The 12,774-nt window shown below is 59.3% G+C and carries 12 protein-coding genes; 5 read left to right on the forward strand and 7 right to left on the reverse strand.

Annotated features, from left to right (window positions below):
• Positions 1-100: 100 nt before the first annotated feature.
• Together B0B07_RS05500 and B0B07_RS05505 are read right to left on the reverse strand one after the other, a co-directional pair.
• On the reverse strand, positions 101-667 hold the full coding sequence (locus B0B07_RS05500) for a hypothetical protein (RefSeq protein ID WP_076757318.1): 567 nt from the start codon (positions 665-667) through the stop codon (positions 101-103).
• The gene (locus B0B07_RS05505) at positions 664-1,413 is read right to left on the reverse strand and encodes a DUF4139 domain-containing protein (RefSeq protein WP_076757319.1); all 750 of its coding nucleotides are present in this window, start codon (positions 1,411-1,413) and stop codon (positions 664-666) included. The genes B0B07_RS05500 and B0B07_RS05505 overlap by 4 nt, the downstream gene beginning before the upstream one ends.
• Positions 1,414-1,608: 195 nt before the next feature.
• Between B0B07_RS05505 and B0B07_RS05510 the strand changes: the two genes are divergently transcribed.
• From B0B07_RS05510 to B0B07_RS05520, 3 genes are all read left to right on the forward strand, one after another.
• Positions 1,609-2,352, forward strand: coding sequence for a metal ABC transporter ATP-binding protein (locus B0B07_RS05510; RefSeq protein WP_076757320.1), 744 nt, complete (start codon positions 1,609-1,611; stop codon positions 2,350-2,352).
• Positions 2,349-3,218, forward strand: coding sequence for a metal ABC transporter permease (locus B0B07_RS05515; RefSeq protein ID WP_076757321.1), 870 nt, complete (start codon positions 2,349-2,351; stop codon positions 3,216-3,218). The genes B0B07_RS05510 and B0B07_RS05515 overlap by 4 nt, the downstream gene beginning before the upstream one ends.
• A 109-nt stretch (positions 3,219-3,327) precedes the next feature.
• Positions 3,328-4,287 (forward strand): metal ABC transporter substrate-binding protein, encoded by a 960-nt coding sequence (locus B0B07_RS05520; RefSeq protein ID WP_076757322.1) that lies wholly within the window; start codon positions 3,328-3,330, stop codon positions 4,285-4,287.
• 224 nt (positions 4,288-4,511) lie between these two features.
• On the opposite strand, the gene B0B07_RS05525 is transcribed toward B0B07_RS05520, so the two are convergent.
• The 5 genes from B0B07_RS05525 to B0B07_RS05550 all read right to left on the reverse strand — a co-directional run bounded on the left by B0B07_RS05525 (position 4,512) and on the right by B0B07_RS05550 (position 11,389).
• Positions 4,512-6,125 (reverse strand): long-chain fatty acid--CoA ligase, encoded by a 1,614-nt coding sequence (locus B0B07_RS05525; protein WP_076757323.1) that lies wholly within the window; start codon positions 6,123-6,125, stop codon positions 4,512-4,514.
• Positions 6,126-6,303: 178 nt separating this feature from the next.
• Positions 6,304-7,350: a CaiB/BaiF CoA transferase family protein gene (locus B0B07_RS05530; protein ID WP_234982249.1), complete on the reverse strand. Its 1,047-nt coding sequence runs from the start codon at positions 7,348-7,350 to the stop codon at positions 6,304-6,306.
• Positions 7,347-8,513: an acyl-CoA dehydrogenase family protein gene (locus tag B0B07_RS05535; protein ID WP_076757324.1), complete on the reverse strand. Its 1,167-nt coding sequence runs from the start codon at positions 8,511-8,513 to the stop codon at positions 7,347-7,349. Before B0B07_RS05535 ends, B0B07_RS05530 begins: the two co-directional genes overlap by 4 nt.
• A gap of 883 nt (positions 8,514-9,396) precedes the next feature.
• Complete coding sequence (locus tag B0B07_RS05545; protein WP_076757326.1) at positions 9,397-10,167, reverse strand: 3-hydroxyacyl-CoA dehydrogenase; 771 nt, start codon at positions 10,165-10,167, stop codon at positions 9,397-9,399.
• Positions 10,168-10,240: 73 nt separating this feature from the next.
• On the reverse strand, positions 10,241-11,389 hold the full coding sequence (locus B0B07_RS05550) for a thiolase family protein (protein WP_076757327.1): 1,149 nt from the start codon (positions 11,387-11,389) through the stop codon (positions 10,241-10,243).
• 336 nt (positions 11,390-11,725) lie between these two features.
• On the opposite strand from B0B07_RS05550, the gene B0B07_RS05555 reads away from it, so the two are divergent.
• Both B0B07_RS05555 and B0B07_RS05560 read left to right on the forward strand, forming a co-directional pair.
• Complete coding sequence (locus tag B0B07_RS05555; protein ID WP_076757328.1) at positions 11,726-12,070, forward strand: lmo0954 family membrane protein; 345 nt, start codon at positions 11,726-11,728, stop codon at positions 12,068-12,070.
• A 62-nt stretch (positions 12,071-12,132) separates the two neighbouring features.
• Positions 12,133-12,771 (forward strand): PspA/IM30 family protein, encoded by a 639-nt coding sequence (locus B0B07_RS05560; protein ID WP_076757329.1) that lies wholly within the window; start codon positions 12,133-12,135, stop codon positions 12,769-12,771.
• Positions 12,772-12,774: the final 3 nt, after the last annotated feature.

The raw sequence follows: 12,774 nt of genomic DNA on the forward strand, positions 1-12,774 counted from the left end.
CCAATGCGGCCCGTACCTGCCCGGTTTAATAGACGTGCGGACGAAGGAAAAGTTCGGGGGTTCGTTCACATTGGCCATCCGTCCGCTCTCTTTTGCCGGCTCAGCGGCCGTCCTCCTGTGGCGCCGTCTCCGAACGGTCAAACCGGATCGTAAACTGGACGACGGTCTTCTCCCCCGCCTTGGCCTTTGCCGGGATCAGCACTTCATCGAACCGGCGCTCAGCCGGAAAATTGGAGTCGACGAGTTCCCAGTGACGATCATGCACCGAATGGCGGATGAGGATCTCCGCATCGGTTTCTTTGGCATTCCGGATTTCATAGACGTAGGATTCGACCTCATACCGGCCGGTCTTCGAAGAATCAGCCAACCCCGAATCGACCGTGATGTCAAACGCCTGCCCCGTATGGAGACGGACCTTCCCGTCTTTTGCGGTATGGCTGATCCTGTCCTCGCCGATGAACTCCGGGGAGCGGTCCGCCGCCTGCCGGTATAGCTTCACCCGTCCTTGGGGCAATGGGAAACCTAGTCCGTTTTCCGCACTGTTCCGAAACTCGAGGAACACATCCGGCTTCTGCTTGTGATAGCCCGCCTCGTAGACGATCTTCCCTCTGGCCCCTTCGGTCTCGATGAGTTTAATCTGCTTTTGCTGCCGGTCTTTCACGGTCACATTGAACGGCACCGTATATAGATGGTAGTCCGCAAATGATTCATGTTCCGCATCATCCCGGCCGGTGATGCCTTGTACAGCATGTGCCGGGCCTCGAGGCGATCGGCCCGGTTGACGGTTCCCGCAACCATGCGCAGCTTCGCATCATCGAACGCCATGCCCGAATCATTGTTCAGCGTCATCCATCCCGTGAGCCTGAAATCCTCTCCGCCTCCTGTTTCCGCAGGAAGGGAAATCACATAGTCGGTTTCCCACGACAGGCCCCCGGTCAGGTAGCTCACCCGCACACTGCCCCCGCTGCCTTCCGCCGGGAATGCATGCAAGACGAGTGCCGGACGCAGGATGAGCCCGCCAGGAAGCCCGGGAAGCCGGATCTCGCCCTCCGGATCGAGGACGATCTCACCCGTTTCCGCGTTTTCCATGACCAGGCCGTTCTGTGCGCCCAAGAGCCTGAACCGGCGGATTTCCCCGCTTTTCCGGTCGGCCACCGACAGTTCAAGGCCGATGTACTTCTCCAGTAATTTATTCTTGTCCACGAGGTCGTATTCGTAGTTCAGCTCGCGGATCCCGACCCCCTCGATGACGATCGACTCCGTCTCGATCCGCTCCGGCACATCAAGATAGCGCAGAACCCCGTCCGCCGGGAACGAAGGCAGCTTCCGTTCTTCCCTGACAAGTGCAAACCCGTCGTTGTACACCGTAAGCGTCCGCGAGATGACATCGTTCCCCGTTATGTCTGCCGGCATGAAGACCCCTCCCTTTCTTGTACATGAATTGTAGCACGGCGGCTGTTGCGGCCCTGGTGCTTTTAAAGCGCCGGGTTCATTCCGCTCATCGGAACAGTTTACTTTCCGGATCAGAGGGGATAGAATAAGGAAAAAGTTGCGCAAGGGAAACTTATTGGATGCTCTACATATACTAAGCGGAAAAAGGGTGATGACATGGCGTTTGCGCTTGAAGTGAAAAACTTGCATGTTTCCTATGACGGCAAAGAAGTGCTCCGGGGCATCAGCCTCTCGGCACCCCCCGGCCGGCTGACCGGCATCATCGGGCCGAACGGCGCAGGGAAGTCCACATTCATGAAGGCGGTCCTCGGGCTGCTGAACGCAGATTGCGGCACGATCCGATTTAACGGGAAAACGCTCAGAGAGATGAGAAAGCGGATGGCGTACGTTCCTCAAAGAAGCTCGGTCGACTGGGATTTCCCCATCAATGTAAGGGACACCGTGCTGCTCGGGTCCTATCCGGCGCTCGGCCTTATCCGCCGGCCGGGAAAGACCGAAAAGGAAGAAGCCGACAAATGCCTGGTGAAGGTCGGCATGGAAGATTTTGCGGACCGGCAGATCGGACAACTGTCCGGCGGTCAGCAGCAACGGGTATTCCTTGCGCGGGCACTGCTCCAGCATGCGGAGTTTCTGTTCCTGGATGAACCGTTCGTCGGCGTCGATGCATCGAGCGAGGATGTCATCATCGGACTGCTGAAGGAATTGCGGGATGCGGGCAAGAGCATCTTCGTCGTACACCACGACCTGTCGAAGGGGACTGCCTATTTTGACGATCTGTTGCTCCTGAACGGACGGGTTGTTGCATGCGGACCTGCCGTTGAAGTTCTCCGCCCGGGGCCCCTCGGGCAGGCATACGGCGCATTCGGAGGACCCGTCGCCGGAGAAGGTGTCAACCAATGAGCGGATTTATGACAGATCTCCTCAACTACGCATTCCTGCAAAAGGCGATGTTCACATCGATGATGGTTGGAATCATCTGCGGGGTCATCGGCTGCTTTATCGTGCTGCGCGGCATGTCGCTCATGGGGGATGCCATCTCACACGCCGTCCTGCCGGGTGTCGCAATTTCCTACATGATCGGCGTCAACTACTTTTATGGTGCGGTCGTTGCCGGCGTCCTCACATCAGTCGGGATCGGCTTTGTCAGCGAGAAAAGCCGCATAAAGAATGACTCGGCGATCGGGATCATCTTCTCCGCGTTTTTCGCACTCGGAATCATCCTCATGGCGAAGGCGGCGAGCAGCGTCGACCTGACGAGCATTTTGTTCGGGAATGTACTCGCCGTTCGGTCCGCCGACATGTGGACGACTCTTGCGATCGGGACCATTGTGCTGCTCACGGTCATCGTGTTTTATAAGGAACTGCTCGTCACGACATTCGACCCGACGCTTGCTGCCACGTTCGGGTTGCCGAACCGGCTCTTCCACTATGCAGTCATGGTGCTGCTCACGCTGGTAACGGTCGCCTCACTCCGGACAGTCGGCATCATCCTCGTCGTGGCGATGCTCATTACTCCGGCATCGACCGCCTATCTGCTTACCGACCGGCTCCCGGCCATGATCGGCCTGTCCGCCCTTTTCGGAGCGCTGTCGGCAGTGACCGGGCTCTATGTCAGCTTCAACTACAACCTGTCATCGGGTGCAGTCATCGTACTCGCCGCGACCGCCATGTTCCTGCTCGCCCTGTTTTTCTCGCCGAAGCAGGGGCTGCTGTGGCGGAGCATGCGTACTTCGAGTAACCGGAAGGCGGTACGCAACGGAAACTGAATGAAGCTTGATTCCGGTTGGAAGCGTGCGGTTCGGCAGGAGAGTGCGTCGTCCGCTTCGTCCTCCCGCTGTAAATAATACTTATTGAGATGAAAGGGGTTTATTTCAAATGAAGAATAAAACCCGGGGAGCGCTCGTTCTTTTGCTCGCCGCTGTATTCACACTCGGCGCCTGCAGCAGCAAAGAGAACGAACACACATCCGGCCAGGAGCCGGGGAACCGCGACAAAGACAAACTGCATGTCGTGGCAACATTCTCGATCCTATACGACATCGCCAACGAAGTCGGCGGCGATCGCGTGTCGGTCCACAGCATGGTGCCGATCGGGACCGCGCCTCATGAATACGAACCGTTGCCCGAGGATGTGAAGAAGACGTCGGACGCGGATGTGATCTTCTACAACGGGCTGAACCTGGAGGGCGGTGAGGAAGGCTGGTTCTTCCGCCTGCTCGATACGACGGGCACCGACGAATCAAAGGTGTTCGAACTGATGAAAGGCGTCGAGCCGCTGTACCTTTCGGACAAAAAAGGCCATAAAGGTGAAATCAATCCGCATGCCTTCCTGGACCCGACCGTCGGCATGAAGATGGTGGAGAATACCCGCGAAGCGTTCGTGAAGGCCGACCCGGACCACAAGGAGGAATATGAGAAAAATGCAGAAGAACTGCTCGGCAAGCTCCGCGACATCGACCGGGATTACAAAACCAAGATTTCTGAAATTCCGCAGGAACGCCGAATTCTCGTGACGGGCGAACGGGCCTATCAGTACATGGCGAAAACATACGGACTTGAGGAAGGGTACATCTGGGCCATCGACACCGAAGAAAACGGATCGCCGGCGCAGATCAAGGCCCTCGTGGACTTCATCCGCGAGCGGGACGTGCCGTCGCTGTTCGTCGAATCGAACGTCGACCGCCGGCCGATGGAAACGGTCTCCAACGAAACCGGCGTGCCGATTGCACACGAACTGTACTCGGACGAACTCGGCAAGCCGGGATCCGAGGGCGGGACCTACACCGACTTCCTGGAATACAACATCCGGAACATCCATGACGGACTGAAGGAATAAAGAAAAGCCGGAGGAGAGCAGGCTGAACCTGTTCCCCTCCGGCTTTTTTTTGAACGGGTGACGGAGTTTTGGTGATGGGCGGCCAAAGCTTGGTCCGGGATGACTGGGGTTCCTGCCGGTGCAATATGTTCCGAGTTTCTCCCCGGTGCCGGCAGTTCTGCCGGGTGTTCAATATTCGGGGCGCCGAACATGTATGAAGCTCCGGTTCGCTTGTTCGCCGATGATCAGACGGTCTGGCCCATCTGATCGCGCAGCTTCGCCTTGAGGAATTTGCCGACGGACGTTTTCGGGATTTCATCGAGGAAGGCGACTTCGTCCGGGATCCACCATTTGGCGAATTGGCCATCCAGATAGTCGAGCAGTTCCTGCTTCTTGTCGTCGGTGCGGGCGACATCCTCTTTAAGGACGACGCAGGCGAGCGGCCGCTCCTGCCATTTTTCGTGCGGGACGGCGATGACGGCTGCTTCGAACACGTCCGGATGGGTCATGAGGGCGTTTTCGAGATCGACCGAGGAGATCCATTCCCCGCCGGATTTGATCAGGTCCTTTGTCCGGTCGGTGATCTTGATATAGCCTTCCGGCGTCATGACGGCAATATCCCCCGTATAGAGCCAGCCGTCGCGGAAGGCGTCCGCCGTGCGCTCATCCCGGTAGTATTCATCCGCGATCCACGGACCGCGGACGGTGAGCTCGCCCATCGTCTGCCCGTCCCATGGCACTTCGCCGTTCTCGTTGACCACACGCGTGTCGATGCCTGGAATCGTCATGCCCTGCGTCGCACGGGCATCGATCTTCTCGTCCATCGATTTGCCGGCGGTCTCGGACGTGTAATTCGACAGGCTGACGAGCGGCGTCGTCTCGGTCATGCCATAGCCGACGATGAACGGCACCCCGTATGTCTCTTCGAACTTGCGGATGAGTCCTTTGGGCGAAGCGGAACCGCCGCAGACGATTGCGCGGAGCGAGCTGAGATCGCGCGGTTTTTTCTCGAGCGCCTTTGCCACGGCAAGCCAGATGGTCGGCACGCCGGCGGTGAGGGTGACCTTCTCTTCTTCGATCAGGTCGAGAAGCACTTCGGGATTGAATCCGCCCGGACCCGGGAGCACCTGCTTCGTGCCGAAGAAGACGCCCGCAAACGGCAGCCCCCACGCGTTTGCATGGAACATCGGCACGACGGACAGGGCGGTGTCCCGCTCGCACAGGCCCATCCCGTCGGCAAGACCGAGTGCGTAGCTGTGGAGCACGAGCCCCCGGTGGGTATAGACGACACCTTTCGGATTGCCCGTCGTGGCACTCGTATAGCACATGCCGGCCGGTGTATTTTCATCGAGATCCTCGGGGAACTTGAACCCATCGGACGCCTCCGCCATGAGTGCTTCATAGGAGTGGACGTTTGTGAGCTGCGTGTCCGGGATGTCGGTCGAATCCGCCATCACGACGATGTGCTTGACCGTCGTCAGCTGCGGTGCGAGCTTCTCGATCAGCGGGAACAGGTCGTCATCGACGAGCAGGATTTCATCTTCCGCATGATTGATGACATAGGCGATATGCTCGGGCGACAGGCGGATGTTGACCATGTGCAGGATGGCACCGGCGCACGGCACGCCGAAATACGCTTCGAGGTGGCGGTGCGTGTTCCAGGCGAACGTCCCGACTTTCGTCCCCCGCTCCATGCCGAGCTTCGTCAGCAGATCGGCGAGCTTTCGGCTGCGCTTTGCAAATTCGCGGTACGGGATCCGGTGCGTCTTCGTCCGGGTCTTCGAGACGATTTCCTTGTCCGGGAAAAACCGCTCCGCGCGGTCCACGAACATGTTCAAAAGCAGCGGTGTGTCCATCATAGGGTTCCATCTCCTTTATTGGTGGAATGAACGACGGGGAAAGCCGGAAAACGGTGAGTTTGAAGCAAGGTTACCTGAGTGTTAAGAGACTGTGACCGGGTGTTAAGCAAACCTGCCTGAGTGTGAAGCAATCATGCCTGAGTGCTAAGCTCTGGTGGGAAGCAATCCCGCCCGGGGGTTAAGCAAGCGGCGTCCTACCCCGCCAGTGGGGGTGGTTGTCCAGCTCGCCGGGTCTCAGGACGGGCGTGAGGCAGAAATCGGTCTCAAGCGAGACGTTGAGCCAGTGTTCATGCGGACGGCTCCGGAAGTGATCGGCAACTTCCATGTGGACCGGGCCGCCGCACCGTTCATCGCCTCCTTTCCATTCGGGGTGTCCGGCATAATCGCAGAACGCATGCCAGAATTTCTCTTCAAGCGCGGCCAGCACAACATGCCGGCCGTCTGAAGTTTCATAGATCGAGTATCTCGCCAGGCTGCCGTCGATGCCGGGGATGCCGCGATCCGACAGGCCGGCCGCCCGGTAGGCGAGGTGGACGCCCTGCCAGCCGGCGAGGACATCGGTGATCGACACATCGAGCCGTGCGCCCCGGCCGGTCTGCATTTTCCGGACGAGTGCGGCGCAGACGCCTTCGGACACGGAGAGCCCGCCTGCATAGTCGGCGATCGTATTGAGCGGATGGACCGGCCTGCCGTTTTCATCGGCCAGCTGTGACAGGACGCCGGAAAGCGCAAGATAATTCAGGTCGTGGCTGCCGGCACGGGCGAAGGGTCCGGCCTGGCCGTAGCCGGTCATCGAACAATAGATGAGCCCCGGGTTCAGCCGGGCCAATTCGGCCTCACCGAAGCCGAGCCGCTCGAGCGTGCCCGGACGGAATGACTCGATGAGGACATCGGCCTCCCGGACGAGATCCTGCAGGGCGGCACACCCTTCCGCTGCTTTTAGATTCAGTTCCACGATCTTCTTCCCGCCGTTGTTCGCTTCATGGACGACCCCGCCGCCGAGTTTCCGGCTCGGTTCCCCGCCGGGCGGCTCGACTTTGACCGTGTCGGCCCCCATTTCGGTGAGCCGCCAGGCAGCATGGGGACCCGGAAGATAATACGTCAGATCGATCACCCGGATGCCGTCAAGAAACCGTCCTTCGGGCATACCGGGATTCACGAGACCCGTACGACCGTCGGACGTTGCCGCCACGGATGCGGGATGGGCATCGCTGATTTCCTTCAATGGCCTTTCCCTCCAGAGAGGCCCATGTTTTTGGCGATGATCGTTTTCATGATCTCGTTCGTGCCCGCGTAGATGGACATGACCGGGATGTCGCGGTAGCGCCTGGCGATTTTGTATTCCTCCATGTAGCCGTAGCCTCCGTGGAGCTGCATGCAGTCGGCGGCGACACGCCGGGCGTTTTCGGTGATCCAGTATTTAGCCATCGATACTTTCGTGACGATGTCTTTGCCGGCCAGATGATCCGCGATGAGTGATTCGAGGAAGGCCTTGCCGAGTTCGGCTTCGGTCGCAATCTCTGCGAGCTTGAACTGGGTGTTCTGGAACGAGGCGACCGGGCGGCCGAACGCTTCGCGGGATTTCACATAGTCGACGGTGAGCTGCAGCATGTCCTCCACGGCGGTCTGTGCGGCGAGTGCGACGACAAGCCGCTCCTGCTGGAGTTTTTCCATCATATATTGGAATCCTTTGCCTTCCTCCCCGAGCAGGTTCTCCGCCGGAACGCGGCAGTCTTCGAAATACAATTCCGCCGTGTCCTGCGAGTGCATGCCGACTTTGTCGAGCTTCCTTCCCTTTGTGAAGCCGGGCGTCCCTTCCTCGATGAGAAGGAGGCTGACCCCGCGGTGCTTCGGCTGGGCGTCCGGGTCGGTCTTCACGGCGACGAGCACAAGGTTGCCGTTGATGCCGTTCGTGATGAACGTCTTCTGGCCGTTCACAATGTAATGGTCGCCGTCCCGGATGGCGGTCGTCCGGATGTTCGCCAGGTCCGATCCCGTCCCCGGCTCGGTCATCGCGATCGCCGTGATCCGGTCGCCCGCGACGCAGCCGGGCAGGAATTTTTGCTTTTGGCTGTCTGAGCCGTACGACTCGATGTACGGCACGACGATATCATTGTGTAGCCCGACGCCGGTTAAGCCCGCGCCGATGCGCTCCATCTCCTCCCCGATGATCACTCCGTAGCTGAAATCAAGGCCGAGCCCGCCGTACGACTCGTCGACTTGCGGACAAAGGAATCCAAGCTCCCCGAGCCGTTTCCAAAATGATTTTGGGACGAGGCGTTCCCTCTCCCATTGTTCAAAATGAGGTTCTGCTTCCTTCCGGAGGAATTTCCGGAGCGACTCGCGGAACAAGTCGTGTTCGTCATTTTCCCAGTGATAGCGTGGCATGGTGTCGCTCCCCCTTTCCTATGAGTGGTGAGAGATTTCTTCCGAGTGTTGTGAGTTTTACCATGTGTGGCGTGAGTTTTCCTGTGAGTGGTACGAGTTTTACCATGGGGGACGTGAGTTTTCCCTTAGGTATCGTGAGTTTTACTAAGAGCGTCCGAGTTTCCTTGAGTGCCGGGTTTCCCCCCGGATGTCGCGAGTTTTCCTGTGAGTGGCGCGAGCTTTACCTTGGGTGACGTGAGTTTTACTAAGAGCGTCCGAGTTTTCCTTAAGCACGAGTTTTCCCCCGGATGCCGCCAGTTTTCCTGTGAGTGGCACGAGTTTTACCTTGGGTGCCTTGAGTTTTACTAAGAGGTCCGTGTTTCCCTGAACGCCGGGTTTCCCCCGGATGACACGAGTTTTCCTCTGAGTGGCACGAGTTTTACCTTGGGTGCCTTGAGTTTTACTAAGAGCGTCCGAGTTTTCCTTGAGTGCCGGGTTTTCCCCCGGATGCCGTGAGTTTTCCTCTGAGTGGCGCGAGCTTTACCTTGGGTGACGTGAGTTTTACTAAGAGCGTCCGAGTTTCCTTGAGTGACGAGTTTTCCCTCCGGCATCATCAGTTTTCCTCTTAGTGCCGTGAGTTTTCCTAGAGGATCGTGAGTTTCCCCTTGAGTGGCAGTTTCCCTCAGGTGCCGAGAGTTTTCCTTGAGCACCGAGTTTTCCCCCGGGTGCCGTGAGTTTCCCTGAACGCCGGGTTTTCCCCCCTGATGCCGTGAGTTTTCCTCTAAGTAGCGAGTGTTTTCCCCCGGGGGCGGTGAGTTCCCCCTCAAGCGCCGCGAGTTTTACCACGGATGCAGCGAGTCTCCACCCCGTTGTCGGGGGCACTGGGCTCATCCTTCCCGGCCGGTTATCTCGGTTGCATCCGGATGCCGCCGTCGAGGCGGATGACTTCGCCGTTGAGCATGCGGTTCGTCACGATGGCTTCGACGAGCCGGGCGTATTCTTCCGGATGGCCGAGGCGCTGCGGGAACGGCACCATCTGTTCGAGCGATTCGCGGGCGGCATCCGGCAGTCCGTCGAACATCGGCGTGTTGATGAGTCCCGGGGCGATCGTCATGACGCGGATGCCGTAGGCCGCCAGTTCGCGGGCGATCGGGAGTGTCATTGCGGCGACGCCGCCTTTGGACGCACTGTAGGCAACCTGGCCGATCTGGCCTTCGAATGCCGCGACGGATGCGGTGTTGATGATGACGCCGCGCTCCCCGTCCTCGCCCGGTTCGTTGTCGGTCATGGCCTCCGCGGCGAGGCGGATGACGTTGAACGTTCCGATCAGGTTAACTTGGATGACCCGTTCGAACGTCTCGAGTGCGTGCGGCCCCTTGCGGCCGAGGAGCTTGCCCGGCGTGCCGATGCCCGCGCAGTTGACCACGATGTTCAGGCCGCCCATCGCTTCCTTCGCGGCGGCCACGTTTTTCTGCATGTCTTCCCCGCTGGAGACATCCGTTTTATGGAATGACACGGCCTCCCCGCCGAGTTCTTCGGCGAGCACGGCCCCTTTTTCTTCATTCAGGTCAAAAATGGCGACCTTCCCGCCGGATGCGGCAATGTGCCGGGCTGTAGCTTCACCGAGTCCCGAAGCACCTCCGGTGATGATGGCCTTCACTCTGTTCATGTCCACGAACCATTCCCCCTGTTCAAATCTTTTTTGAATGAACGTTCATTCGGTTTCCTCCATCGAGCACCTCTCCGGTTCAGAGGCGCTCGATGATCGTCGCGTTGGCCATGCCCATCCCTTCACAGATCGCGAGCAGCCCGTACCGGCCGCCGGTCCGTTCGAGGCGGTTCATGAGCGTGACGAGAAGCTTCGTGCCGGTTGCGCCGAGCGGGTGGCCGAGCGCAATCGCACCGCCGTCCACATTGAGCTTTTCCGGATCCGCACCGGTTTCCGCCAGCCAGGCAAGCGGGACGGGGGCGAACGCTTCATTCACTTCGTATGTGTCCATGTCGTCGATTGTGAGCCCGGCCTTCTCAAGCACTTTGTGCGTCGCGGCGATCGGCCCCGTCAGCATGAGCGTCGGATCTGAGCCGACGACGGAACGAGCGACAATCCGGGCTTTCGGCTTCAGTCCCAGCTCATCCGCCTTCTCGCGGGACATGATCAGGACGGCCGACGCCCCGTCGCTCATCTGGCTCGCGTTGCCCGCCGTGATGACGCCGTCTTCTTTGAAGACTGTCTTGAGCCCGCCGAGCACTTCCGGGGTCGACCCTTCCCGCGGACCTTCGTCCCGGTCGAACACCTTAACCGCTCCGTCTTCCCCGGTGACTTCGACGGGGAGGATCTCGCCCCCGAAACGGCCTTCCCGGATTGCCGAAAATGCACGCTCGTGGCTTTGCGCACTATAGTTGTCGAGGTCGGCGCGGGTGAATCCCCATTTCTCCGCGATCCGCTCGGCGGACAGTCCCTGGTTGATGATTTCATGTTGAGCCGTGAGTTTCTTGCTCGGCTTTTTCTCGCCGATATTTGAGAACATCGGCTCGCGCGTCATGCTTTCGACGCCCCCCGCGATGACAATGTCCATGTCCCCCGATGCAATGGCCTGTGTCGCGAAATGCACCGCCTGCTGGCTTGAGCCGCACTGGCGGTCGATCGTCACGCCCGGCACCTCGACCGGGAACCCGGCGATCAGCGCCGCGGTCCGGGCAATGTTGCCGCCCTGCTCGCCCGACTGCGTCACGCAGCCGAGGATGACGTCCTCCACCTGTTCTTTTCCGATGCCCGCACGCTCGACCAGTCCGTCAAGGACGACTGCCGCAAGCTCGTCCGGCCGCATGCCGGACAGCGCCCCCTTGCGCCGTCCGACCGCCGTCCGCACCCCTTCCACGATGACCGTTTCCCGCATCCCGACTCCCCCTTTTATCTTAATTAAATGATTATTCTATTAAATATCCTAGCATGAAAGCGTTGCCAACGCCATCCTGTTTTAAAGCGAAAATAGGTCCGATTGCCCGGACTGCTTAACACCCGGCTCCCTTTGCTTAACACTCGGGACGGTTTGCTTAACACTCGGAAAGCGTTGCTTAACATTCGGCCCGGATTGATGAAATCCCCGGCCGCTCCGGTCTCCGGCCCCGGCGGAAATCAGCCTCTGGACCTAGTGGAAAATCGGCTTGCCGGCTGTTCGAAAAGAACGGGTGCCGTCCTATACTAGGGTTACAACGAAAGGAGGCAGAAACAAATGAAGAAATTTCTGCTCGTCACAATCGGAATCGTCGCCGGCATCACGGTGCTGGCGAACCTCGGGGCCATCATCGGACTCGTCATCTCAGCCGCCATCATGTATGCGGGGTGGCACTTCTATCACCGCACCGCGTCCGGATTCGGCCGGTTCTGCTGGGCCGCAGTGGGCATCATCGGCGCACTGACCGCAATCGGCAACATCCCGGCATTCGTCGGCCTGCTCGCCGTCGCCGCCCTCTGGTATGTGTACCATAAGTGGAACAACCGCGAAGCCGCCATCCCCGGCACTTCGGATGACCCGTTCGACAACTTCGAACGCGAATGGAGCAAACTGACGAAATGATTTTGACCGGCCGGGACACACCGATACGTGCACCGGCCCACCCAACAAAGGAGGAACCTACAATGAACACACTCTGGAACCGGATCAAATACTCCGTGCAGGCCGACCTGCACGACCTGCTCGACAAAAAAGAACAGCACAACCCGATCACCATGCTCAATGAATACATCCGCGCGGCGGAGAAGCAGACCGACTCGACCGGCCGCCTGCTCGACCGTCAGGCGAAGCTGAAGGCGGAGCTGGAGAAGGAACGCACGGAAGCGGCCGCCATGCTTGAAAAGCGCCGGGACCAGCTCGAGCTTGCAGAAAAGGCGGGCGAGGAAGACCTGGCCGAATTTGCCCGTGACGAAGTGCGGGCGTACGGAACCCGCGTCTCCGAGCTCGAAGGCTCGATCCTTGAGACGGAAAATGAATTGATCGCCCTTGAGCGGAAGTTCGAGGAGATGAAGCATAAAGTGAAAGACATGAAGGTCCGCCAGCTGCAGCTCATGGGCAAGGAAAACGCGACACGCGCCCACCGCCGCATGGATGCGGTCATCGGACGGGAGGACAGCGGTCCGGTCGCATCCTATGGCGAAATGCGTGAATACATCGAGAACCTCGGCGGACCGAAGCCGCAGGCAGAGGCCGACCGCTCGACGATGGAACGCCGGCTCGATGCACTCACCATCATCGAGGAATGCGAAAAGGAATCCGTTTGACGG

The sequence above is a fragment of the Edaphobacillus lindanitolerans genome, from assembly GCF_900156305.1.
GTDB lineage: Bacteria > Bacillota > Bacilli > Bacillales_A > Planococcaceae > Bhargavaea > Bhargavaea lindanitolerans.